A 24,116-nucleotide genomic window follows, 5' to 3' on the forward strand; every position below is an offset into this window, starting at 1 on the left:
CGGCGTCAGTGACCCTTCCTGTCGTCGAAGCCCTCGTCCAGCAAGGCGATGCTGCTGACGGCGCCGGCAATGTACGAATCGTCGGCTGCATGTACGTTCTGGGTGAACCGCAGGTGGTTGGAGATGTGCGCGCAGGCGTCCAGCAGCGTCTTTGACTGCTCGCCCCAGCGCTCGGCGACGTGCGCCAGCGCGGCACCCAACGCGAACCCTTCGCCTTGGAGTCCACCTGCGGCTGATTCAGAGGCGACTCGCGCGTGGCTACTGTATTGGGAGAAATCGTCGAACAGGTCATGAGCGGCCCTGCCGACTGCCTCAAGGTCTTGCTGGCCCGCTACGAGGTCACCCCGAGTCCCGCCTTCGAGGGGATCGACTGGCACATGGTTCAACTGCATTTGAGCCGGTTGCTTCTTCGCAGCCTCGGCTTTGAGTTGTTCCCACTCGTCCCACGCCATGCGCGGAGCCTCCCCGTACCAACCTTGTTCTGTCGTGATGTGTCTGGTGCGCTGCGCGGGCGTGCGCGCGCCCCTTCATGGCTTGGCGATCCGTGTGCACGTTACCCGCCTATGCTGGGCTTGGCGTCCGGAACCACGTGGGTCGTGTTCAGAAATTGCCCTGAGTGTGGTCCGGGGGACGGTGCTGATTAGACCCACTTTGTGGTGAGCCGAATTCAGCTGGCCGGTGGGGGAGTTGACTGGGAAAGGAACTCGTTGCCTGCGACCGTCGGCGTTGCAGGGCGACCACGGCTACGGCGATTCCGCCACAGAGTAGGACGGTGGCGCTGATGCCCACGGCCAGCCACGACACATCCCCGTCGTCGTCGGGCTTGGGCACTGCCATGCCTGAGTCGATGTCCTGGGAGGTGCCAGGGGTTCCGGTGATGGCCGGCTTCGGTGACGGTGACGCCTGTGCCGCCGCGAGGTCCGGTAGCGGGTACTCGTCGGCCGGGCCCGGGTCGCCGGGGTTGGTGAGGGCGATGCGGGGGCGGACGATGCCGTAGCCGATGGCGTCGTTGCGATTGCTGCCGTCGGTGGGGGCGCCGATGGTGTTGAGCATGACGCGGAGGACCTGGTTGTTGGTCCAGTCGGGGTGGGCGGACCAGATGAGGGCGGCGCTGGCGGAGGCGAGGGCGGTGGCGCCGCTCGTGCCGTGTCCTTCGCACACTCCGGTCTTGCCGCCGCATGCGTAGACGAGTGCGTCTCCGGGTGCGGCCATGTCGACCTGCGGCCCGTACTCTGACTCGGCCGTTCTGCGCAGGTCCTTGCCCACGGCCGCGACGCCCACCACGCCTGGTGTGGCTGCCGGGTACATGACCGGGTTGCCCTTTTCCCCGTCGTTGCCCACGCCTGCGAAGATCAAGGATCCCTTGTCCAAGGCGTACTTCACAGCGTCTGTCACCTGTTGGCTGGTGCCCTGTTGGCCCAGCGAAATATTGATGACCTGCGCGTCCTGATCGGCGGCGTAGCGGATTGCCGTTGGCAGCGTCTCGTTGAACTGCCTGATTGCCGCTGCTTCGTTGGCCGCTTTGAGGGGGTCGGGCATCCGGATTGGGAGGATCTTCGTGCCGGGCGCGAGGCCGAAGGCGCCGTTGCCGCCTCCAGAGGCACCAGTTCCGGCGATCAGGCCGGCCATACCTGTGCCGTGACTGTTGTAGCCGGTGTGCTCGTCCCCGGGGAGGTTCGCGGCAAGGTCCTTGCCTGGCAGGACACGGCCCTTCAAGTCAGGATTGGTCGGATCGACACCACTGTCGATGACCGCGACGGTGATGCCTTCGCCGGTGCTGATCCGCCACATCTCCTCGGCCTTCATCGCGTCCAAGAACCACTGGTCCTCACGGATCGGATCCGCTACGGCCGGAGTTCCCGCAGTGCCCACGAACAGCAGGGCCAGAGCTGCCACTGTCGCCGCGTGGCGGCCTCTGATTCGAGCGCTGCTGTGCATGAAGTCACTTTCTCGGTTCTGGAGGCGTCAGTCGACGACGCGCGGCACGTTACGTTGGCGGGTCTGCTGTCGTGTTTCTGGGTCCTGCGCGGCTTGGTGGCGCTGTCCACCCCTCTTGCCGGGGTTTGTCGAGTAAGTCGGCTGCGGTGCACGGGACCCGCCGGTGACTTGGCTCCCGCCCGGGCGTGACGTGCTGGTCGTGCCTCCGGTAACGCCGTTGTGTGCCGCGCCGTTACCAACCGGCGTAGTCGGGCCGCCTGGTGCGCTCGTACGGGCTCCTGTATGTCCCGGCCGCTGTGAGGCGTCGCCGACAACTCCGTTGAACGGAAGCGGACGCCCGCCCACGATGCCGCTGCTGGGGGACGGAAGGCTGCGACCGGTGACCTGGCGCGGCTGGCCCATCGTGCGACCGGCCGGATTCGCCGTTCCGGGAACGGGGCCCAGTGGGCCGCGTGCTGGTGCGTGCTCTCCTCCGACGACCACGCCTCGTGGAATGGCACCCTGCGATCTGCCCGCAGGCGGCGTGACCGGGCGACCGCCGACGATGCCGTTCGCTGGGCCGCTGGGGATTCGACCGGAACTCGTCGGTGGAACGCTCTGGCCAGGTAGCAAGGGTGATCGTCCGGCCGCTGTTTGTCCGGGCCCTGACGGGCTGATCGGACCAGTGACCGGTGCACCCTGCCGGGGGGATCCGGTGACGGCTCTGACAGGCTCTGTCGAGCCCGTGACCGCCCTACCCGGGCCATGTACGGCAGTGCGGCCTCTGTTGTTTCCGAACGCAGGGGCAGCCAAGCCCGGTTGAGTCGGCGCCTCGCGCCTTACCTGGTCCGGGACAGGCGAGCCGCTGATGGCGTCGGTCGGGGCATGCGGGGCCTGTGGCGGCAAGGTGGTCAATGAGTCAATGCTCATGCTTGGTGCAGGAGCGGTGTCCAATGCCGTGGCACGCTCCAGCGATTTCGGCCCAACAGTCCTCGTGGCGTCGGCAGCATGGGTAGAGGCACCATGGACTGGCGCGCTACCAGCTGTGGCCGCCACCTCGGAGGACAGGGCGCCTGAGGGGGAGGCACCTGCCCCGGGCCTGGAGATCTCTGTTGAGAATGATTCGCTTTCCGGCGGGCGCACAGCTTGGGGAGGCGGCGGAAACTTGGGCCGTTCCAACGCGCTCATCTGCATTGCTGACCAGCTGTACGTCTGGGCCAGTTTTCGCATCTGGGCGGCTGCCTGCAGGCGGGCCATTTCCTTGCGCCTCGTCAGGGCCTGGAGTTCCTGCTCTGCCTGGGTGGCTGCGGTTGCTGCGTCGGGGTCGTTGTGGGCGGCGCGGGCCGCGTCGACGTTGGCCTGGAGGGTTTGGACGTCGCCCGGGACCTCTCGGGGGATGGATGACTGGGCTCGGGCGATCGCCCATGACGCCTCGGTCAGCCACTTGGCCGCGTCGTCGCTGAAGTCGCCCAGGCGGAGGGTGGAGTTTGCCAGATCCGCTGTCCAGGTGCGGAAGGCGTCGGCGCCCTCGCCCTTCCAGGCGACCCATTGGGGGCGGATCTTCAGTTCCTCGGCGATGTCGCGGATGGCCTTCGCCGCGGCGAGGAGGCGTTCGGCGGCTGCCTGGACCTGGCCGGAATTGGCTTGGTCGAGCCAGGTGAGCATCTGCTCGTGGGTCATGTTCTCGAAGGAGGTGGTGGGTCCGGGGCCCTTGGCCGGCATTAGATGGTGCCTCCCGCGTCGTTGGCGGATGGGGTGTTCGTCCCGGTGGTGCCCGGATCGCTCGGCTGTGCCGGTGGGGTGTCGGGGGTGTAGGCGCCGCCGTAGTGGGCCGTCGTCTGCGCGCTGATCGCGGTCATGCGGTCGCGGATGTCCAGGTCGATGTTCGCGTAGCCCTTGTGCGAGGCGAGGACGGCGATGCTCATGCCCTCCATGGAGTCCGAGAGGAGTTTGGAGAGGTTCTCCAGCTCGGTGATGACCGTTTCGTAGGCCGTGTAGAGGCCGGTGGCCTCCGCCCATGCGCCGGCGCCGCCGCCGAACTGTGCGCGGGCGAGCTGTTCCTGGGCCACCTGGGTGGGGCCGGCCGGCGAGCCCTTGAGGTCGCGGATGAGTTCGTCGACGCGCTTGCGGAAGTCGGTGAAGGAGGACAGCTCGGTGGCGAGGTCGGCCTGCGCGGCGGCCGCGGCCTTGGCGAAGTCGAACATGGATGAGACCCATGAGGGCGACGTCGATGTCGACGTCTGGTCCGGACCCGAACTCGAACCGGCCTCGCTCGGCAACACAGCACATCCTCCCCGTACGGCCCGAATGGTCAGGCTGAAACCCGTAGCCGCTTCAGAAACTGTAACCACCAGCGGTGACACCGCCCTTCGCGCCGTCGCGGCGGTGAAGGGATCAGGTCATGCCCGTGCCTATTTGACACCAAGGGGATGGGGGGTGGCATGAGCGTTGGTACTCAGGGCCGGCCAAGGTGGACCGAGACGCGTGCCCCGGGGCGTAGGCCCCATTCGGACATCGCGCCTGCCTCTGCTTCCAGTACGTGCCGGGAGCGGGGGCGGGGCAGGCCGAGGCGGTTCGGGGGCATCGTGCGGATGGCGAGAACGCGTAGGGAACGGTCCAGGTAGGCCACGTCGATGGGTATGCGCATGCTGAAGGTGTGGATGCTGGAGGCGGGGGAGAGGAGCATCGCGCCCTCCAGCGAGTCCCGGCCCAGCAGGCCCCTTGTGCGGGCTCGGTAGGACGTGGCTATCTCCAGGGGGATGGTCCTGGCCACCTCCGTGTCGTGGTCGCCGTGCACGGTCAGTGTGCCTGGGCCGTCCGGCCAGCGTTGGCGTCCCATCGCCCGGTTCTCCTTCCCCGTGTTAACGAGTTGTGGCAGTTGCCGGCGCTTGGGTAGGAAGCTGTCATGACTGTTCTCGGTGCCATCTTCCGGCCTCAGCTGCCCCCTGAGCGACTGCGCGAGGTCGCTCGGCTCGTCGATGACGTCGGGCTTGAGGAGCTGTGGCTGTGGGAGGACTGCTTCCGGGAGGGTGGTGTCTCGTCGGCCGCCGCCGTGCTGGCGTGGACCGAGCGGGTTCGGGTCGGGGTGGGGCTGTTGCCCGTACCGTTGCGGAATGTCGCTGTCACGGCCATGGAGGTGGCCACCCTCCACCGCATGTTCCCGGGGCGGGTCTCGCTCGGCGTCGGGCACGGCGTGCAGGACTGGATGGGGCAGGTCGGGGCGCGGGTCGAGTCGCCGGTGACGCTTCTGCGGGAGTACACCGTCGCGCTGCGGGCGCTGTTGAGCGGTGAGCGGGTCACCACCAAGGGGCGGTACGTCCAGCTCGACGACGTCGGGCTGGACTGGCCGCCGGCCGCCGGGGCCGCCGAGGTGTTCGTCGGCGCGATCGGGCCTCGTACGGTGCGGCTCTCCGGGGAGGTCGCCGACGGCACCGTGCTCAACGAGTCCGCCTCCGCCGAGCGGGTGCGTGAGGTGCGCGGGATCGTCGACCGTGAGCGGGACGCGGCCGGGCGGTCGGGGGCGCACAAGCTCGTCGTCTATCTCTTCGCCGCCACGGGGACGGGCGCTGAGGAGCGGTTGCGGCGTGAGCTGGTCGCGACCGGGCTCGATTCCGTGCCGGGCCTCGGGGTCGCGGGGGACGCGGAGACCGTCGCCGGGGCGGTGCGGCGCTTCGCGGACGCCGGTGCCGACACCGTCGTACTGCTGCCGACCGCCGATGAGCCCGATCCGGAAGGGTTCCTGAGGTTCGTGGGCGAAGACGTGCGCCCGCTCGTTTCCTGAGGGCGCCGAGGCCCCCCGTGCAGAACAGTACGTACGAAGCCCTCGTCGCCGAAGGCGCCGCCGTGCCCACCGAAGGGTGGGACTTCTCCTGGTTCGAGGGGCGGGCGACCGAGGCACGGCCCTCCTGGGGGTACGCCGTGTCCCTGGCCGAGCGGCTGGGCGCCGCCACCGCCGTGCTCGACGTCGATACCGGGGGAGGGGAGGTGCTGGACTTCGCCCTGGGGCGGGCGGAGCACAGGGCGAAGTCCAGGGAGAAGTCCGTGGTGCCCAGGCTCGCCGTGGCCACCGAGGGATGGCCGCCCAACGTCGCCAAGGCCACCGCGCTGCTGCGGCCGCGCGGGGTCGCGGTGGTCGCTGTCGCGGAGGACGCGCCGCTGCCGTTCGCCGACGGGACGTTCGACCTCGTCGTCAGCCGGCATCCGGTGGCGCCCCGGTGGGCCGAGATCGCCCGGGTGCTCGTACCCGGCGGGACGTACTTCGCCCAGCATGTGGGGCCCAGCAGTGTCTTCGAGCTCGTGGAGTTCTTTCTCGGGCCGCAGCCGGATGCGGTGCGCGGCGGTCGGCATCCGGACCGCGAGCGTGCCGACGCGGAGGCGGCGGGGCTGGAGGTCGTGGATCTGCGGGCGGAGCGGCTGCGGATGGAGTTCCATGACATCGGCGCGGTCGTCCACTTCCTGCGCAAGGTGGTGTGGATGGTGCCCGGCTTCACGGTCGAGGCGTACGAGCCGCAGCTGCGCGCCCTGCACGAGCGGATCCTGGCCGAGGGACCCTTCGTCGCCCACAGCGCCCGGCACCTGATCGAGGCACGACGGCCCGACGCCCGCCAGAGCCCTCGACGGCCCGCCCTCTAGCAGGCCCTCCGCGGAAATGGCCGGAAGCCTCTCCCTAGGTTTTTCACATCGTTACCAGAAACCCCTCCCACCACACCTGAGTCTCACGTAAGTTCAGACCGGGTAATTCGCGTAAGCAAAGCTGCGCGGGCGTCACCGCGCAGCGGAGGGGGCTGCGCGGTGACGTGTGCGTCAAGCGGACGTTCGCGCGCCGGGTAGCCCATCGGAGGGACGCCCCTCGAGCCTCCGAAACCACCCCTCTTTCACTCGATCGCCCTGGGATTCCGCCCGACTTTCGGCCATGAACACCGCGTGAACAGCCCCTTTCCGGGCCCTCACGGCGTCGTCAGGCGACTGCGGAGAGTAGTTGTGACCCGCCGATGCGCGCAGCATCACTTACGAAGGGTTATGGTGGAAACCCCCCCTCGGGCCGGTCCGTCTCCCCCCCACGGACCGGCCCGTTTTTTTGGGCACCACCGTGGAACCACCGTGGAACACCGTGGCACCACCTTGTGCCACCTTGTGTCCGCCCCCCAGGAATTCGGCTCCCGGCCGCGCAGCGGTACGCTTCGCCCCGTGGGACCGCTCTCGGGTCCGTTGCGTACGGAGGGGCTGACAATCACGTGAACCTGCGCGACAAGCTGCGCGGCCTGCTGGTCAGGCTCTACGCACGCCGGGTGGAAGGCCACCTGGACCACGCTCAGGTGCCCAAGCACATCGGCGTCATCATGGACGGCAACCGGCGCTGGGCGAAGGCGGCGGGCTCCTCCACCGTGCACGGTCACCGGGCCGGTGCCGAGAAGATCGAGGAGTTCCTCGGCTGGTGCAGTGAGACCGACGTCGAGGTCGTCACCCTCTGGCTGCTGTCCACGGACAACTTCGACCGGCCGCAGGAGGAGCTCGTCCCTCTGCTCGGCATCATCGAGGACGTCGTCCGCACCCTCGCCGCCGACGGCCGCTGGCGCGTGCACCACGTCGGCACCATGGACATCCTCCCGGCCGGCATGCAGCGCACGCTGAAGGAGGCCGAGGAGTCCACGGCCCACATCGCCGGGATAACGGTCAACGTGGCCATCGGCTACGGCGGTCGGCAGGAGATCGCCGACGCCGTACGGTCGATGCTCCTCGACGCGGAGGAGAAGGGCACCTCGTTGGAGGAGCTCGCCGAGACCGTCGACGTCGACATGATCGGCCGCCACCTCTACACCGGCGACCAGCCCGACCCCGACCTCGTCATCCGCACCAGCGGCGAGCAGCGGCTGTCCGGCTTCATGCTCTGGCAGACGGCCCACTCGGAGTACTACTTCTGCGAGGTCTTCTGGCCGGCCTTCCGCAAGGTCGACTTCCTGCGCGCCATGCGTGACTACGCGGCCCGCCACCGCCGCTTCGGCGGCTGACCCACCCCGGGCGGCCCGCCCGGGGGAACCCCCGCCTACCCCATCGCCCACGGAAGTAACAAGGAGTTCACCGGTCTGCCGTCGGACACGTCGGCATGGCAGCGCGTGTTCGAGGGCATAAGCCAAGCAGGTCGACGCCCGAACCACGGGTGTCGGATCTCAGCGGGCGGCACGGGGCCGTCCGCCCGGGAGGCCCTTTGCACCAGCCCGATCGTGCGGCCGGCACGGACGCAGCGGAGGGCCGGTCCTCGGCCCGCGGTGCAGCGGGACCTGAGACCGGTCCAGTTACTCCTCGTCGCTCCCCGACCTCATCCGAGGGGGTACGTCCTTCCGTGGTGACCAGCACAAAGCGCCACAAGCCAGACCGGCGCACCTACGTTCTCGACACCAGCGTCCTGCTGGCCGACCCGAACGCCATGATCCGCTTCGACGAGCACGAGGTCGTGCTCCCCATCGTCGTGGTCACGGAACTGGAGGCCAAGCGGCACCATCCCGAACTCGGCTACTTCGCCCGGCAGGCGCTGCGCCTGCTCGACGACTACCGCGTGAGGTACGGACGCCTAGACGCCCCCATCCCGATCGGGGATCTGGGCGGGACCATCCGTGTCGAGCTCAATCACTCGGACCCCAGCGTGCTGCCCACCGGCTACCGCCTGGGGGACAACGACTCACGCATCCTCGCGGTCGCCCGCAATCTGCAGGCCGAGGGGTTCGACGTCACCGTCGTGTCGAAGGACCTGCCGCTCCGCATCAAAGCCTCCTCCGTGGGCCTCCTCGCCGAGGAGTACCGCGCCGAACTCGCCATCACGGAGAACTCCGGCTGGACCGGAATGTCCGAACTCACCCTGCCCGGTGAGCAGGTGGACATCCTCTTCGAGGAAGGGCATCTGTACGTCCCCGAGGCCACCGACCTGCCTGTGCACACCGGGCTGACCATCCAGTCCGAGCGCGGCAAGGCGCTGGGGCGGATCACGCCCGAGGGCAACGTCCGTCTCGTGCGCGGGGACCGGGAGGCGTTCGGTATCAAGGGCCGCAGCGCCGAGCAGCGCATCGCGCTGGATCTGCTGCTCGACCCGGACGTCGGGATCGTGTCCATGGGCGGCCGGGCCGGCACCGGCAAGTCGGCGCTGGCGCTGTGCGCGGGCCTGGAGGCGGTGCTGGAGCGCCGTCAGCACCAGAAGGTGATGGTCTTCCGGCCGCTGTACGCCGTCGGCGGGCAGGAGCTGGGCTATCTGCCCGGCACCGAGGCGGAGAAGATGAGCCCCTGGGCCCAGGCCGTCTTCGACACGCTCTCCGCGGTCACCTCACGCGAGGTCATCGAGGAGGTCACCGCGCGCGGGATGCTGGAGGTGCTTCCGCTGACCCACATCCGCGGCCGCTCCCTGCACGACGCGTTCGTGATCGTCGACGAGGCGCAGTCGCTGGAACGGAACGTCCTGCTGACCGTTCTGTCCCGGATCGGTGCCAACTCACGGGTGGTTCTCACCCATGACGTGGCACAGCGGGACAATCTGCGCGTCGGGCGCTACGACGGTGTCGTGGCCGTCGTGGAGAAGCTGAAGGGGCATCCGCTCTTCGCGCATGTCACCCTCACCCGGTCCGAGAGGTCCCAGATTGCGGCCCTTGTGACCGAAATGCTCGAAGAGAGCAGTATCTAAGGGGTAGGGGAGAAAGGGCCGTTGGCGCCGCCCCGCAAAGGCCGAGAGCCTAGCGGGGCGGCGCCGTCGTGTGTGGGCGTTCGATGAAATCCCCAGGGCCAAACCGGATGTGAGCTTTCACACGCAACGCGGAATTGCCTTGCGGCGTCCGGTTGCGGCAGAGTCTCACTCCTGTCAGGCCCCGCATACGACACATCCGTGCCCCCAGCGGTACGGGACCACAGCGACACCATCGCCAACTGCATAGCGACGTCGTATGCCGCCCGAGCACCAAGCGGCGCTCCCCACGCGGGAGTTGTCCACCGGGCCCGCGCCTCCGTGACCCCGTAGTTGGGAGGCCAGCGCCAGGGGCACGATTGCGTCCGCCAGGGTCACCGAAGCGGGCGATGCTGGAAGGAAACCGTGTGAGCCGGATCTCGGTCCGGGGATTCGCAGTGGCTTCGGCCACGGCGGTCACCGCTGTCGGAAGCGTCGTCGGCGTTGCCTCGGGCAGCGTCGCCCAGAACAACGACGCTGAGGCGACGGCGGGTGACGCGATGCTCCTCGCGGACATACCGGTGGGCCAGCAGGCCCAGGTACAGACCGCGTCCCTGACGCAGCAGGCCAACTTCCAGGCGATCGCCGCCGACGAGAGCGCCAAGAAGGGCGCCGAGGAAGCGGCCCGCAAGGCCGCCGCCGAGACCGCCATCGCGAAGAAGAAGGCGGCCGAGGAGGCCGCGAAGGCGCGCGAGGAGGCCAAGCTCAAGGCCAGCCGCAGCGCCGGGGACTTCCCGGTCCAGAGCTCCTACACGATCGCCGAGATCCAGGCGATGGCCCGCGCCATGGTGCCCAGCGGGCAGTGGCAGTGCTTCAGCAACATCGTGAGCCACGAGTCCAGCTGGAACTACCGCGCCGTGAACCCGTCCTCCGGTGCGTACGGTCTCTTCCAGGCGCTGCCCGCCGGTAAGTACGCGTCCGCCGGGTCCGACTGGCAGACCAACCCGGCCACCCAGATCAAATGGGGGCTGAACTACATGGAGAGCCGCTACGGCAGCCCGTGCGACGCGTGGGCGTTCTGGCAGGCCAACCGCTGGTACTGAGCCGTCACGGCCCTCGTACCCCCTCGACCTTCTCCCAGCCCCTCCCCGTCCTTCGGGGAGGGGCTGCCGCGCTGTACGGTCGTACATCGAACGGACGGGGGAAAGGGACGGATCATGTCGCGAGTGCGAGGGTGGCTCGGCCGGGTCGGGGCCGGGCTCACGCGGATGGGCAAGGAGCTCGACGCGCGTCGGGCCGAGGCCGAGCGGGAGCGTGCCCAGCCCGAACCGGCCCCGCAGCCCGCTCCGGCCCGGCCCGTCATCGTGACGCCGCCGCCCGTACCCCGCCCCGACCCGGCCCAGGCCGTGCCGTGGGGTGTCCGGGTCGCCGCCGAGGCCGGCTGGCGGCTGCTGGTGCTCGCGGGCACCGTGTGGGTGCTGATGCGGGTCATCAGCGCCGTACAGCTGGTGGTGCTCGCCTTCGTCGTCTCGCTGCTGCTGACCGCCCTCCTGGAACCGACCGTGACCCGGCTGCGGCGGCGCGGGGTGCCTGGTGGACTGGCGACCGCGCTCACCGCGATCCTCGGGTTCGTCATCATCGGACTGCTCGGCTGGTTCGTGACCTGGCAGGTCATGGCGAACATCGACGACCTCTCCGACCAGGTCCAGGACGGCATCGAGGATCTGCGCCGCTGGCTGCTCGACAGCCCCTTCCACGTCACCGACAAGCAGATCAACGCCATCGCCCAGAACCTGCGTGAGGCGATCGGCGCCAACACCGACGAGATCACCTCGGCCGGCCTGGAGGGCGTCACGGTCGTCGTCGAGGCCCTCACCGGCATCCTGCTGGCGTTCTTCTCGACGCTCTTCCTGCTCTACGACGGCAAGCGCATCTGGGAGTGGACGCTGAAGCTGGTCCCCGCCGCCGCCCGCCCGGGTGTCGCCGGCGCGGGCCCGCGCGCCTGGGCCACGCTCACGGCGTACGTCCGCGGCACGGTCCTCGTCGCGCTCATCGACGCCGTCTTCATCGGCATCGGCATCTACTTCCTCGATGTGCCGATGGCCGTCCCGCTCGCCGTCTTCATCTTCCTGTTCTCCTTCATCCCGCTGGTGGGTGCGGTCGCCTCCGGCGCGCTCGCGGTGGTGGTGGCGCTGGTGACGCAGGGCGTGTTCACCGCCGTGATGACCCTCGTCGTGGTGCTCGCGGTGCAGCAGATCGAGGGGCACATCCTGCAGCCGTTCATCCTCGGGCGGGCGGTGCGGGTCCATCCGCTGGCCGTGGTCCTGTCGGTCGCGGCCGGTGGTCTGGTGGCGGGCATCGGCGGGGCGATCGTGGCGGTGCCGCTGGTGGCGGTGACCAACACGGTCGTCAGCTATCTCGCCGCCTACTCGCGGGAACAGGCGGCACTGGCCGTCGCCGATCTCCCGTCGGCCGGTACGGCGACCGAGAACGAGGCCGTTCGGGACGACAGCGGACCCGGGGACGCGGGTGGCTCCGCCGGCGAGGGCTGAGGGGCCCGGTGGAGGTTGCTTGAAAGGGGTGGCCTTGGTGTCCAGGGTGGTGCCGGTCTTGAGGGGGTCTCGGGTCGCCTTGTGTGCGAGTCCTGCCTTGCGTAGTGCCTGCTCGGAGGGGGTGGGCGGTCTTGGTCGTCGTCGGTGGTGCGTGGGCCTCGGTGTTCGAGAGTGAGGCGGAAGGGGCCCGGGGACGCGGGTGGCTCCGCCCGCGAGGGTGAGGGGGGGCGGGTGTGGAGCTGGAGGTTGCTCGGATTGGGGCGGCCGTGGGGTGTCTGTTGGGCTGGTTGGTGATCAGGGGGAGGTGGATCGGGGCGGGGGACGCGGGAGGCCCCGCACACCAGGGGTGAGCGGGGCCGTCGTAGGGGCGGTGGTCAGTCCGAGAGGACGGACTCGGCGTCCAGGGTGGTGCCGACCGCCTGGATGACGGACGCGATCTTGAAGGCTTCCTGGATCACCTCGCGCTCGACGCCCGCCTTGCGCAGCACCTGCTCGTGGGAGTCCAGGCACAGCCCGCAGCCGTTGATCGCCGAGACGGCGAACGACCACAGTTCGAAGTCGACCTTGTCGACGCCCGGGTTGCCGATGACGTTCATCCGCAGGCCCGCGCGCAGGTTGCCGTACTCGTGGTCGGACAGCAGGTGCCGGGTGCGGTAGAAGACGTTGTTCATCGCCATCACGGCGGCGGCGGCCTTCGCGGCCGTGTACGCCTCGGGCGACAGGTTCTCCTTCGCCTCCGGCGCCAGCTCGCTCAGGACGGCGGTCGAGCGGGAGGCGATCGCGGTCGCCAGGACCGTGCCCCACAGCTGCTGCGCGGGCAGGTCGGAGTTGCCGATGACCGAGCCCAGGTTGAGCTTCAGGTCCTTGGCGTAGTCCGGTATCCGGGACTTGAGGGAGTCGAGGGACATCTCAGGTCACTCCCCGGCCAGCAGCTTGACCGGGTCGAGGGTGTTCTCGCCCTTGGTCCAGTTGCACGGGCACAGCTCGTCGGTCTGCAGGGCGTCCAGGACCCGCAGGACCTCCTTGGGGTTACGGCCGACGGAGCCCGCGGTGACCATCGTGAACTGGATCTCGCGGTTCGGGTCGACGATGAACACGGCGCGCTGGGCGAAGCCGTCCTCGCCCTCGATGCCGAGGTCGCGCATCAGCTCGTGCCTGGAGTCCGCCATCATCGGGAACGGCAGGTCGGTCAGGTCCGGGTGGTCCTTGCGCCAGGCGTGGTGCACGAACTCCGAGTCACCGGAGAAGCCGAGGATCTGCGCGTCGCGGTCGGCGAACTCGTCGTTCAGCTTCCCGAACGCGGCGATCTCCGTCGGGCAGACGAAGGTGAAGTCCTTCGGCCACGCGAAGACCACGAGCCACTTGCCCTCGTAGGACTTGTGGTGGATCTGCTCGAACTCCTTGCCCTTCTCCAGCGAGACACACGCGGTCAGTTCGAACTCGGGGAACTTGTCACCGACAGTGAGCACTAGCTCTCCTTGCAGCGAAGAAGCATCCGGATAGCGGACGCTTCCCATGGGTTGGACGAGGGCGATCGTGGCACAAGGTGCATTGATACGGGAAATAGCTACACTCGGTCGAGTTGATCGGAGGCAGTTATCAGTGACCGTCAGTAATACGAGTCTGCCCGGCACGCTGGGGCCAGGCGCCAAGAGACGGCAGCCCAGCCTCGCCCAGCTGCGCGCCTTCGCCGCCGTCGCCGAGCACCTCCACTTCCGCGACGCCGCCGCGGCCATCGGCATGAGCCAGCCCGCCCTGTCCGGCGCGGTCTCCGCACTGGAGGAGACCCTCGGGGTGACCCTCCTGGAGCGTACGACCCGCAAGGTGCTGCTCTCACCGGCCGGTGAGCGGCTCGCCGTACGCGCCAAGGCGGTGCTGGCGGAGGTCGGCGCGCTGATGGAGGAGGCCGAGGCGGTGCGGGCGCCCTTCACCGGCGCGCTGCGCCTCGGCGTCATCCCGACCGTCGCGCCGTACCTGCTGCCGACCGTGCTGCGCCTGGTGCACGAGCGCTATCCGCACCTCGACCTCCAGGTGCACGAGGAACAGACCGCGAACCTGATCGACGGCCTGAACTCCGGCCGCCTCGACCTGCTGCTCCTCGCCGTGCCTCTCGGGGTGCCCGGCGTCACCGAACTCCCCCTGTACGACGAGGACTTCCTGCTGCTCACCCCGCTCGACCATCCGCTCGGCGGCCGGGAGGGGATTCCCCGGGAGGCGCTGCGCGAACTGCATCTGCTGCTCCTCGACGAGGGGCACTGCCTGCGCGACCAGGCCCTCGACATCTGCCGGGAGGCGGGCCGCGAGAACGCGCCGGTCACCACCACCGCCGCAGGGCTGTCCACGCTTGTCCAGCTGGTGGCGGGCGGCCTCGGCTGCACCCTGCTGCCGCGCACCGCCCTCCGGTTGGAGACCACCCGCAGCAGCCGGCTGCTCACCGGCTCCTTCGCCGACCCCGCACCCACCCGCCGTATCGCCCTCGCCCTGCGCACCGGGGCGGCCCGTGGTGCCGAGTACGCGCAACTCGCCGACGCGTTGCGTGAGGCGCTGCGGCCCCTGCCCGTGCGGGTGCTCGACAACGGCGCCTGAACTCCTCCGAGTCGTTCAAATGGGCGTCGAACAAAGCTAATGGAGCGGCCCAAGAGGTCCAACTTCCGTCAACTCGGGGCAGGTGGGGCGTAACCCGCTTTCAACTCCCTCGCGGCTGATACACATTCCTCCCTCAGAGCTACACGTCAGGCGCGTGTGCGAAGGGGCCAAGGGGAGTGATGTCGGGGTTGGCAGCCGCACTGGCCGTGTGCGGGCGGGACGGGTTCACCGGGGTACTGCGGGTGGCCGGCTCGCCCGGCGGCACCTTCCATCTGCGGGACGGACTCGTCGTCGCCGTCGAGTCGCCGGGCGCGCCCGGACCGGAGGCGCTGCTGCTGCGCTCCGGGCGGATCGGCGGCGAGGAGTGGGCCGGCCTGGTGCGTGAGGCGGGCGGGGCGCGCTGGCCGGTCGACCGGATCGTCACCCATGGGTACGCGGGCGCCGCCCAACTGCGGGTGGTGTGCGCGATGGCCCTCCAGGACGCCGTGTTCGCGGTCGCGGCGGGACGGATCGACGGCTGCGAGCGCGTGGCCGTGACAGGACCGCCGCCTGCGCCCGTCGCCGTCGGCGAACCGCCCGCACGGCTGCTGCGGGAGGCGGCCCGCAGACTCGGCGCGCTCGCCGCCCTGCCGTATCCCGTACGGCCCGACCGGGAGCGGCCGGTGCCCGCGCCCCTGCCGTACGCCGACGACCGGCTCAGCGCGGAGCAGCGGGAGTTGCTCGCCCACGCGGACGGCCGGCGTACCGCGCGTGACCTGGCCTTCCTCACGGGGCGTGGGGTGTACGCGGTCACTGTCGAGGTGGGGCGGATGCTCGCGGAGGGGCTTCTGGAGTGCGTCGACGTGCCCACTCCGGTCTCGGTCCGGCTGCCCCGGGGGGTGACCCGCCGGCAACCGGCCGGCTTCGCCGCACCGGCGGCAGAACCCCCACAGCCCGCTCGGCTGCCCCGCCGCAGGACCTTCTTCCGTCCGAACGACCGCAGAAGCTGAACTACCGCAGAAGCTCAACGACCGCACAGCCGAACGACCGCTACAGCCGAACGACCGCACAAGCTGAACGAGCACAGAAACCAGGAGAGTCGCAGCCATGGACCACCAAGCCCTCGCGCGGGAGATGCGCAGCCTGCGCGAGCAGGTGACCGGCGTCACCGACACCGCCGTCGCGGCCGCCGACGGACTGCTCATCGCCGCCGACACCGCCGACTCCATCGACCCGGAGGGCCTCGCCGCCCTCGCCGCGGCCGGACTCGGCCTCGCCCGCCGCACCGCCCACGCCACCGACCGCGGCGCCCTGCAGCGGACGGTCACCTACGGCAGCCACGGCTGCGCCGCCCTCTACGCGCTCGGCGACACCGCGCTGATGGTCGTGCTCGGCGACGAGGGCATGGACCTGGACCGGCTGCACACGGCCAGCCTGCCCGCCCTGGACCGGATCGGCACGATCCTCACCGCCACCCCGCAGGGAGTGTGAACCGATGGCCGCCAAACGTATGACCGCGGGCTTCTCCGAGCAGGTCATGGGCCTGGTCAAGTCGCTGCGCGCGGACGCCCCCGACTGTGTCGCGGCCGGCGTGGTCGACATGGCCACCGGCATGCTCCTGTCGTACGAGACCATCGACAACCATCCGCCGGAGGTGCTGGACCTGCTGGCGGGCGCGACCCTCGACCTGTTCCAGGGCCGTACGGTGGTGATGATCGAGGACGTCTTCAAGGAGCGCCGCGGGATCAGCAGCGATGTCCACTTCTTCCAGGAGATCCTCGTCAACAGCGAGAACCTCACCCATCTGTTCGTCCGCATGAACGAGCAGCAGGACGTCGTCGCCGTGGTCGTGTGCCGCAAGTCGGTGAACGTGGGCATGCTGTTCGCTCAGGTCCGGCGGGTGGTGAAGGAGTACAGCCTGTAGGAGTGCGGCCTGTAGGAGCGTGCGCGGCCCCCCCCCCGGCGGTGGGGGAGGGGCCGCGCACACGCCGCCGGTCTCACTCCGTGCGCAGCCCGTCCGGCCGGAGCAGCCGCAGCAGCGGCGGCAGGCTGAGCAGCGTCACCGCGAGGACGACCGCCGCGCCGATCCCGGACATCGACAGCACGGTCCACCAGTCCACGACGACCCGCTGGTCCGCCATCCGCAGCAGCAGCGCGCCCAGCGTGATGCCCACCGCGGCGGCCAGCAGCAGGCCGAGCGCGATCGGGATGGCCGTCTGCCACAGCACCGACAGGCCCAGGGTGCGCCGCCGGGTACCGAAGGCGACCAGCGACGACAGCAGCTTGCGCCGCTCCCGCAACTGCTCCAGCTGCGACACCAGCAGGCTCGCCCCGATCAGCGCCAGGATCGCGGCCGCGCCCACCAGCAGCCCCGTACGGAGCGAGGCATAGCGGGAGGCGACCTTCAGCTGCGACCACACGAACGGCTGCGCCAGCGGACTGATCGTGGCCGCGGTGTTGCGAACGTACTCGAACGCGTCGGGCACCGACTCGTCGACCGACAGATACAGCCGCCCGTTGAGCGTGCCGGCGGCCTCCGGGGTCAGCGCGGACGGCGTGATCAGGAAACCGCCGCGCTGGATGCCGGTCGGGTGGGCGAGGGCCGGGACCTGGCGCACACCCGCCGGTACGGTCCAGGTGACGCCCGGGTCTTCTTCGTCGCCGTCAGGGGCGAAGTACACCGTGCGGCCGGGTGTGGCCAGTTCCGAGCTGTCCTCCCCCGGGTCCGCCGAGTTCGTCAGGAAGAAGACGTCGCCGTCGCGGCAGGACGGCAGCGTCGCCAGCTCGCGCAGGTTCGGGCAACTGCCCACGGACACGCCCGTGGTGGCGTTCGGGCCCTCGCCGAGCCAGGCGGCGTCGCCGACGGACGTCTCGGAGAGCGCGATGACATGCTGTACGCCCTTGGTGCCGGCGTACTTCGTGGCGGTCTCGTCGATCGAGGCGCCCTGCGGCACAGCCGCCTCCATCTGGGCCCGGCGCAGGTCCCTGCCGGTGCTCGAGGTGTAGTCGCCCTCCACGCCGACGAACAGCATCTGCATCGCGATCGAGCCGGCGACGGCCACCGCGATGCCGTTGACCATCCGGGCGGCCGTACCGCTGCTCAACTGCAGTCGCCGCACCGCCAGTTGCCAGGACAGGCCGCCCGCGCCGAGCCGGGCGACCACCGTCTCCACCAGCCACGGCAGCAGCGCGGTCACCCCGACGAGCAGCAGCAGGACACCGCTGGCCACCTGGTACTCGTTGAAGTACCCGCTGTCGCGGCCCTGTCCGAGCATCGGGGCGAGCAGCCCCAGGCCGGCCAGCGGCAGCAGCAGCCGCCACCACAGCCGGCGGCGCGCGGGCTTCGCCGTACGCACCACGCCGAGCGGCTCGATCACCACACCGCGCAGGGTGAGCAGGGTGACACCGACGGCGGCGACCGGTACGGCGACGGCGACGAGCGCGGCCAGCACGGGCGACGGGTCGAGATAGCTGGGGAACACGCTCACCCCGAACAGCTCGATCGAACCCGCCACCTGACGGCCGACCAGGAAGAGGCCGAAGCCCACGACCAGCCCCAGCAGCGCCCCGGAGAGCGCTTCGCCCGCCGCGATCCGCCGCGTCATCAGAGTGTCGGAGCCCACCAGCCGCAGCGCCGCCAGCCGCCGGTCGCGCCGCTCCCCGCCGATGCGCACGGCGGCCGCGACGAACACGGCGACCGGCATCAGAAGCACCACGATGGCCACGAGGTTGAGCATCATCAGCACGGGATCCATCGGCTCTTCCGCCGGGCGCGCCTCCCCGAACCGCTCCAGCCGCACCACCCACGCCCCGTCGGTGTCCTCCTCCATCCCCTCGGCGCCCGCGTAGTAGACGAGTTCCTGGGAGCCGACCAGCCCGGGCTCCCCGACGGTGCCGGTGATCCGGTACGGCAGCCGCTCCCGCAGCAGCCCGCCCCCGTCGGAGGCGAGAAGCTTCTTCAGTGCGGGGGAGACGACCATCTCGCCCTTCGCGGGGAACTCGGCGACACCCGGGGGCAGCGGGGCGCGTGGTCCCTCGGGTTCGAGCAGCCGTCCGCGGATCGACTTGCCGCGGTACGCCGTGTCGACGTGGGCGAGCAGAAGCGTGTTGTCGGCGCGGGAGTCGATCTCGGAGGAGCCGAAGTCCATCCTGGCCTGCTCGCGGGCTTCCCGCGTCGCGAGCACGTTCGGCAGCGCCGTCGACAGCAGCAGCATCGCCACCCCGAGCCCCACCCCGAGAGCGGTCAGCGTGAGCCGGACCCAGCCCTCACGCCCGCCCGAGAACGCGAACCGCACGCCCAGTGCGAGGTCGCGCCCCCATCCGCGCAGGTTCATACGACCCGCTCCATGTCCCGCGACTTGCCGTCCCGTACGACGATCTCGCGGTCGGAGTAGGCGGCCACCCGCGCCTCGTGCGTGACCAGCACGACGGCGGCGTTGGTGGACCGGGCCGCCTCGGTGAGCAGCTCCATCACGCGCTCGCCGTTGAGCGAGTCGAGCGCGCCGGTCGGCTCGTCCGCGAACACCACCCGGGGGCCGGTGACCAGCGCCCGCGCGACCGCGACCCGCTGCCCCTGACCGCCGGACACCTCGCCGGGCCGCTTCTTGCCCAGGTCGTCGACCTCCAGCCGCTCCATCCAGCCCAGCGCGGTCCGCTCGGCGGCCTTGCGGCTCGTGCCGCTGAGCCGCAGCGGCAGGGCGACGTTCTCGACACAGGTCAGCTCGGGCACCAGCTGGCCGAACTGGAAGACGAACCCGAAATCGCTGCGCCGCAGCGCACTGCGCTGGGCGTCGCTCATGGTCGCCATCTCCTGTCCGGCGTACATGATCGACCCCGCGTCGGGCGTCACGATCCCGGCGAGGCAGTGCAGCAGCGTCGACTTGCCGGAGCCGGACGGCCCCATCACGGCGACGACCTCGCCCGGATGTATGGAGAACTCGGCGCCGTCCAGGGCGAGCGTGGGACCGTACGCCTTGCGCAGACCGTGCGCGGACAGCAGGGAACCGGCGGGTGCGATCACTGGGCCGTCACCGCCTCACGCAGCTTGTCCAGTCGTGCGGTGGTCAGCTCCAGCCAGCGCAGATCGGCCTCCAGATGGAACAGGGCGTGGTCGCAGATCAGCTGGTCGGCGAGGTCGCCCTTGCGCTTGCGGTCGGTGAGGATGCGCATGCTGCGCAGATGCTCGGAGCGCTGGGTGTCGAGGATGTCGGCGGCGTCGCGGTGGGTGAGCAGGGCGAGGACGACCTTGGTGTACAGGGTCGACTGGAGATACGGCTCGGGCTTCTCCGGCGTCGCCAGCCAGCGTTCCACGTCGGTGATCCCGGCGTCGGTGATGGCGTACCGCTTGCGCTCCGGGCCGTCGCCGGCCTCGATGCCTTCGACCTCGACGAGGCCGTGCTTCAGCAGCCGGGACATCGTCGAGTAGACCTGGCCGTAGTGCAGCGGCCGGTCGTGACCGAACTTCTCGTCGAAGGCCCGCTTGAGGTCGTAGCCGTGGCGGGGCCCGGACTCCAGGAGTCCCAGGAGGGTGTGACCGATGGACATGGCAGCACTCTACATAGTGTGTATACCTGCGGTGTATACGCACGGTGCAGACTGGCTGGTGTCCCGCACAACCGCGCAGGTGGGAGCCGTTTGTCACGGTTCTGAGACAGGGGGGCGCCCTCGGCGTGGCAGCGGACCGGTGCCCCGGGGCAGCCGTCCGGCCTCCGCCAGTGCCTTGCGCAACAGGAACTCGATCTGCGCGTTGGCCGACCGCAGATCGTCCGAGGCCCACCGTGCCAGCGCGTCGTACACCAACGGATCCAGCCGCAGCAGCACCTGCTTGCGCTGCTGCGGCCGCCGCTGGGACGCGGAGCTTTCGCCGGAGTCGGTCACTGGTAGAGAGTCCCCGTGTTGAGTACGGGCTGCGGTGCCCGGTCCCCGCACAGCACGACCATCAGGTTGGACACCATCGCCGCCTTCCGCTCCTCGTCGAGTTCCACGATGTCCTGCTCGGTGATCCGGGCGAGCGCCGCCTCGACCATCCCGACCGCCCCGTCCACGATCTGGCGCCGCGCCGCGACCACCGCACCGGCCTGCTGCCGCTGAAGCATCGCGGAGGCGATCTCGGGAGCGTACGCGAGGTGGGTGAAGCGGGACTCGATGATCCGCACACCGGCCGCCTCCACGCGCGCGTGCAGCTCGGCGGCGAGCTTCTCGGTGATCTCCTCGGCGTTGCCGCGCAGCGAGAGCCCGTCCTCGTCATGGGCGTCGTAGGGGTACTCGATGGCTATGTGCCGGACGGCGGCCTCGGTCTGGGTGGCGACGAACTCCAGGAAGTCGTCCACCTCGAAGCTGGCCTGCGCGGTGTCCTGCACCTTCCACACCACGACCGCGGCGAGCTCGATGGGGTTGCCGTAGGCGTCGTTGACCTTGAGGACGGCGGTCTCGTGGTTGCGGACCCGGGTGGAGATCCTGGTGCGCTGCGTGAAGGGGTTCACCCAGCGCAGCCCGTCCTCGCGGATCGTCCCCCGGTACCGCCCGAAGAGTTGCACCACCCGCGCCTCGCCCGGCGCCACCATGTTCAGCCCCGACATCGCCAGCAGCGAACCGAGGACGGCGAGGGCACCCGGGACGACCAGCGTGGCCTTGACGCCGGCGGCGAGCGCCGCGACGGCCCCGCCCGCCATGAGTCCGCCCCCGATCAGCAGTCCCACCAGGCCGAGCAGCAGGGCCTGCGCGCCGCCGACGCTGTGCGCGGGGAACTCCCGCACGCGCGGTGCGGGCATCTCGGGCGTGTCGGCGGTGGCCGAGGAGTCGTGTGCGGACATGAGGGTCCCCCCGTTCGTCAGGCGAGCCGCCGGTCGGGCGCGCTCGTTGGCGTGCGTATAGCTAAGTGATATCAGATTACCGGCGCGCGGCAACCCTGTGCCCCTCTCGTACGTCGGTTCCGGTGGGCGGCGTGCTGATTCTCACGCCCCCGCCGCCCGGAAAAGCCCGGATCGAGGGCCCTTTGTCATAGAGAGCGGTGTTAGCTTTCTGAGCTGACCTGCCCCCGGGCACTGGTGTGACGGACGAGTAGGAAGCGGAGCGAGCGGACTCATGGGACGAGCGGAAGAGAGACGAGCGCGACAGCGCGGTGGCCGCCGCGCGGCGCCCAGGACCCGCTCGTCGCACCGCGGCGCCAAGCGTGGCAGCAGTGACAAGAGCGAGAAGAGCCTCATACGCCGGCTGTTCACCTGGAAGAAGATCCTCGGGACGTTCCTCGGCGTCTGTCTGCTCGGCATAGGCACCTTCATCGTCCTGTACCTGATGATCGACATCCCGAAGGTGAACGCCGACGCGCTCAAGCAGAGCAACACCTTCAAATACAGCGACGGCACGCTCCTCGCCCGCGACGGCGAGCTCAACCGTGAGAACGTCGACCTCTCCAAGATCTCGAAGGACGTTCGCAACGCGTTCGTCGCCGCCGAGAACAAGAGCTTCTACCAGGACTCCGGCGTCGACCTGAAGGGCACCGCCCGCGGCGTCCTCAACACCCTCACCGGCAAGGGCGCGCAGGGCGGTTCGACGATCACCCAGCAGTACGTCAAGAACTACTACCTGACCCAGGAGCAGACGGTCACCCGCAAGCTGAAGGAAGTGATCATCTCCCTGAAGCTGGACCGCGAGAAGTCCAAGGACTACATCCTCGCCGGGTACCTCAACACCAGCTACTACGGCCGGGGCGCCTATGGAATCCAGGCCGCCTCCCAGGCGTACTACCGCGTCGACGCCGAGAAGCTCAACGTGGAGCAGGCCGCCTACCTCGCCGCTCTGCTCCAGGCACCCAGCCAGTACGACTGGGCGGTCGCCAGCGACACCGGCAAGCAGCTGGTGCAGCGGCGCTGGAACTACGTCCTCGACAACATGGTCGGGGAGGGCTGGCTGGACGAGGCCAAGCGCAGCGCCATGAAGTTCCCGGTGCCCAAGGAGCCCAAGCCTGCGCCCGCCAAGAAGGGCCAGGTCGGCTATCTGGTGGACGCGGCCGAGAAGGAACTGCAGCGGCAGCTGGTCGCGCAGGGCGTGGCCGAGGACAGCAAGGCGGCCGAGGCCATGGTCGGCCGTGGCGGCTGGACCATCACGCTCAACATCGACCGGAAGAAGCAGCAGGCGCTGGAGGCGGCCGTCAAGGAGCAGCTGACCAGCAAGCTCGACGCGAAGGAGCGCAAGGTCGACGGCGACGTCCAGGCCGGCGCCGTCTCGGTCGACCCGAAGACGGGCGCGGTCCTCGCGATGTACGGCGGCGTGGACTACTTCGAGCACTACGTCAACAACGCCACCCGCACCGACTACCAGCCCGCCTCCACCTTCAAGCCGGTGATCCTCGCCGCCGCCCTCGACAAGGGCGCCGAGACGCAGGACGGCGAGAAGATCACGGCCAACACGATCTACGACGGCAAGAGCAAGCGCCCGGTCGTGGGCAGCGACATCGCGTTCGCGCCGGAGAACGAGGACGACGTCAACTACGGTCCCGTCACCGTGCAGACGGCGATGAACAAGTCCATCAACTCCGCCTTCGCGCAGATGGGCGTCGACGTCGGCATGGACAAGGTGCTGGAGGTGGCGGGCGGCCTCGGCATGGACGTCAAGGGACTGCAGGCGGTGCCCGCCCAGACCCTGGGCACCATGGGTGCGAGCCCGCTGCAGATGGCCGCCGTCTACGCCACCCTCGACAACCACGGCAAGAAGGTCACCCCGGCGATCATCAAGGACGTCGAGAACAGCACCCAGTCGCTCAAGCTTCCGGACCCGATCGGCGAGCAGGTCATCAGCCGCGAGGCCGCCGACACGGTCACCTCGGTGCTGACCGGCGTGGTCGACGACGGTACGGCGCGCAGGTCCGTACGGGACAACCCCGACCGCAAGGGCCAGAAGGTCGCCGGCAAGACGGGCACCTCCGACGACAACAAGTCGGCCTGGTTCGCCGGCTACACGCCCGACCTGGTCACGACGGTCGGCCTGTTCGGCGAGGACGCCAAGACCCACGCCCAGGTCACCCTGACCGGCGCGACCGGCACACTCCCGGGCAAGGGCCGCGTCAACGGCGGTGGCTTCCCGGCCCAGATCTGGGCCCAGTACACCTTCGGCGTCTCCACCAAGATCTCCAAGTTCGACCTGGAGACCACCCAGGGCGCCGCGGTCCAGCCCACGGTCACGGCGACTCCGTCCCAGTCCCCGTCGGCGTCCCCGTCCGAGACTCCGACCACTCAGCCGCCGACGACGACGGCACCCCCGACGCCCCAGGCTCCGCCGACGACCCAGGCTCCGCCGACGACGCCGCCGGCCACGACGACGCCGCCGGCCACGGAGGATCCGACGACGACTCCGCCGACGGATCCCGCGACGACAGACCCGGGGGACTTCTTCAACCCGCAGTCGGACAACTGACCTGAGGGGCGCGGGCCGCATCGGACATG

General features: G+C 69.8%; 22 protein-coding genes. 11 read left to right on the plus strand and 11 right to left on the minus strand.

Features of this window, described 5'->3' with window-relative positions; genetic code table 11:
- Positions 1-5: 5 nt before the first annotated feature.
- The 4 genes from ACH5AC_RS01975 to ACH5AC_RS01990 form a co-directional block, all read right to left on the minus strand.
- Positions 6-452, minus strand: coding sequence for a hypothetical protein (locus tag ACH5AC_RS01975; RefSeq protein ID WP_398859593.1), 447 nt, complete (start codon positions 450-452; stop codon positions 6-8).
- Between the two features lie 148 nt (positions 453-600).
- Positions 601-1,938 carry a type VII secretion-associated serine protease mycosin gene (gene mycP / locus ACH5AC_RS01980; RefSeq protein WP_398859595.1) on the minus strand — a complete coding sequence of 446 codons (1,338 nt, stop codon included), beginning with the start codon at positions 1,936-1,938 and terminating at the stop codon, positions 601-603.
- A gap of 1,700 nt (positions 1,939-3,638) precedes the next feature.
- Complete coding sequence (locus ACH5AC_RS01985) at positions 3,639-4,121, minus strand: hypothetical protein (protein WP_398859596.1); 483 nt, start codon at positions 4,119-4,121, stop codon at positions 3,639-3,641.
- A gap of 251 nt (positions 4,122-4,372) precedes the next feature.
- The gene (locus tag ACH5AC_RS01990; RefSeq protein WP_398859597.1) at positions 4,373-4,756 is read right to left on the minus strand and encodes a DUF192 domain-containing protein; all 384 of its coding nucleotides are present in this window, start codon (positions 4,754-4,756) and stop codon (positions 4,373-4,375) included.
- 66 nt (positions 4,757-4,822) lie between these two features.
- Between ACH5AC_RS01990 and ACH5AC_RS01995 the strand changes: the two genes are divergently transcribed.
- From ACH5AC_RS01995 to ACH5AC_RS02020, 6 genes are all read left to right on the plus strand, one after another.
- Positions 4,823-5,698 carry an LLM class flavin-dependent oxidoreductase gene (locus ACH5AC_RS01995; protein WP_398859598.1) on the plus strand — a complete coding sequence of 292 codons (876 nt, stop codon included), beginning with the start codon at positions 4,823-4,825 and terminating at the stop codon, positions 5,696-5,698.
- A gap of 17 nt (positions 5,699-5,715) precedes the next feature.
- Positions 5,716-6,549, plus strand: a complete 834-nt coding sequence (locus tag ACH5AC_RS02000; protein ID WP_398859599.1) for a class I SAM-dependent methyltransferase — start codon at positions 5,716-5,718, stop codon at positions 6,547-6,549.
- A gap of 602 nt (positions 6,550-7,151) precedes the next feature.
- Positions 7,152-7,925 (plus strand): isoprenyl transferase, encoded by a 774-nt coding sequence (locus ACH5AC_RS02005; RefSeq protein WP_398859600.1) that lies wholly within the window; start codon positions 7,152-7,154, stop codon positions 7,923-7,925.
- Positions 7,926-8,257: 332 nt separating this feature from the next.
- Positions 8,258-9,583: a PhoH family protein gene (locus tag ACH5AC_RS02010; protein WP_398859602.1), complete on the plus strand. Its 1,326-nt coding sequence runs from the start codon at positions 8,258-8,260 to the stop codon at positions 9,581-9,583.
- A gap of 404 nt (positions 9,584-9,987) precedes the next feature.
- On the plus strand, positions 9,988-10,662 hold the full coding sequence (locus ACH5AC_RS02015) for a transglycosylase SLT domain-containing protein (protein ID WP_398859603.1): 675 nt from the start codon (positions 9,988-9,990) through the stop codon (positions 10,660-10,662).
- Between the two features lie 114 nt (positions 10,663-10,776).
- Entirely contained in the window at positions 10,777-12,111 is a 1,335-nt protein-coding gene (locus ACH5AC_RS02020; RefSeq protein WP_398859604.1) for an AI-2E family transporter, read from the plus strand.
- A 374-nt stretch (positions 12,112-12,485) separates the two neighbouring features.
- Here ACH5AC_RS02020 and ACH5AC_RS02025 read toward each other — a convergent pair whose 3' ends face one another.
- Together ACH5AC_RS02025 and ACH5AC_RS02030 are read right to left on the minus strand one after the other, a co-directional pair.
- Positions 12,486-13,019, minus strand: a complete 534-nt coding sequence (locus ACH5AC_RS02025) for an alkyl hydroperoxide reductase (RefSeq protein ID WP_398859605.1) — start codon at positions 13,017-13,019, stop codon at positions 12,486-12,488.
- A 6-nt stretch (positions 13,020-13,025) separates the two neighbouring features.
- Positions 13,026-13,580, minus strand: a complete 555-nt coding sequence (locus ACH5AC_RS02030) for a peroxiredoxin (protein ID WP_398859607.1) — start codon at positions 13,578-13,580, stop codon at positions 13,026-13,028.
- Between the two features lie 133 nt (positions 13,581-13,713).
- Here ACH5AC_RS02030 and ACH5AC_RS02035 point away from each other — a divergent pair, with 133 nt between their 5' ends.
- The 4 genes from ACH5AC_RS02035 (at position 13,714) to ACH5AC_RS02050 (ending at position 16,600) form a co-directional block, all read left to right on the plus strand.
- Positions 13,714-14,697, plus strand: a complete 984-nt coding sequence (locus tag ACH5AC_RS02035) for a LysR substrate-binding domain-containing protein (protein ID WP_398859609.1) — start codon at positions 13,714-13,716, stop codon at positions 14,695-14,697.
- Between the two features lie 179 nt (positions 14,698-14,876).
- Positions 14,877-15,686: a MarR family transcriptional regulator gene (locus tag ACH5AC_RS02040; RefSeq protein WP_398859611.1), complete on the plus strand. Its 810-nt coding sequence runs from the start codon at positions 14,877-14,879 to the stop codon at positions 15,684-15,686.
- A 97-nt stretch (positions 15,687-15,783) separates the two neighbouring features.
- Complete coding sequence (locus ACH5AC_RS02045) at positions 15,784-16,167, plus strand: roadblock/LC7 domain-containing protein (protein ID WP_398859612.1); 384 nt, start codon at positions 15,784-15,786, stop codon at positions 16,165-16,167.
- A 4-nt stretch (positions 16,168-16,171) separates the two neighbouring features.
- On the plus strand, positions 16,172-16,600 hold the full coding sequence (locus tag ACH5AC_RS02050) for a hypothetical protein (RefSeq protein WP_398859613.1): 429 nt from the start codon (positions 16,172-16,174) through the stop codon (positions 16,598-16,600).
- Positions 16,601-16,673: 73 nt separating this feature from the next.
- On the opposite strand, the gene ACH5AC_RS02055 is transcribed toward ACH5AC_RS02050, so the two are convergent.
- The 5 genes from ACH5AC_RS02055 to ACH5AC_RS02075 form a co-directional block, all read right to left on the minus strand.
- The gene (locus ACH5AC_RS02055; RefSeq protein WP_398859615.1) at positions 16,674-19,010 is read right to left on the minus strand and encodes an FtsX-like permease family protein; all 2,337 of its coding nucleotides are present in this window, start codon (positions 19,008-19,010) and stop codon (positions 16,674-16,676) included.
- The gene (locus tag ACH5AC_RS02060) at positions 19,007-19,696 is read right to left on the minus strand and encodes an ABC transporter ATP-binding protein (protein ID WP_398859616.1); all 690 of its coding nucleotides are present in this window, start codon (positions 19,694-19,696) and stop codon (positions 19,007-19,009) included. Before ACH5AC_RS02060 ends, ACH5AC_RS02055 begins: the two co-directional genes overlap by 4 nt.
- Complete coding sequence (locus ACH5AC_RS02065; protein ID WP_398859617.1) at positions 19,693-20,220, minus strand: PadR family transcriptional regulator; 528 nt, start codon at positions 20,218-20,220, stop codon at positions 19,693-19,695. Before ACH5AC_RS02065 ends, ACH5AC_RS02060 begins: the two co-directional genes overlap by 4 nt.
- A 93-nt stretch (positions 20,221-20,313) precedes the next feature.
- The gene (locus tag ACH5AC_RS02070) at positions 20,314-20,553 is read right to left on the minus strand and encodes a hypothetical protein (protein WP_398859618.1); all 240 of its coding nucleotides are present in this window, start codon (positions 20,551-20,553) and stop codon (positions 20,314-20,316) included.
- Positions 20,550-21,488, minus strand: a complete 939-nt coding sequence (locus tag ACH5AC_RS02075) for an SPFH domain-containing protein (RefSeq protein WP_398859619.1) — start codon at positions 21,486-21,488, stop codon at positions 20,550-20,552. Before ACH5AC_RS02075 ends, ACH5AC_RS02070 begins: the two co-directional genes overlap by 4 nt.
- Before the next feature lie 271 nt (positions 21,489-21,759).
- Here ACH5AC_RS02075 and ACH5AC_RS02080 point away from each other — a divergent pair, with 271 nt between their 5' ends.
- The gene (locus ACH5AC_RS02080) at positions 21,760-24,087 is read left to right on the plus strand and encodes a transglycosylase domain-containing protein (RefSeq protein WP_398859620.1); all 2,328 of its coding nucleotides are present in this window, start codon (positions 21,760-21,762) and stop codon (positions 24,085-24,087) included.
- The last annotated feature ends 29 nt before the right edge of the window (positions 24,088-24,116 follow it).

It is taken from the genome of Streptomyces sp. NPDC018693 (assembly GCF_044391385.1).
In the GTDB taxonomy this organism is placed as follows: domain Bacteria; phylum Actinomycetota; class Actinomycetes; order Streptomycetales; family Streptomycetaceae; genus Streptomyces.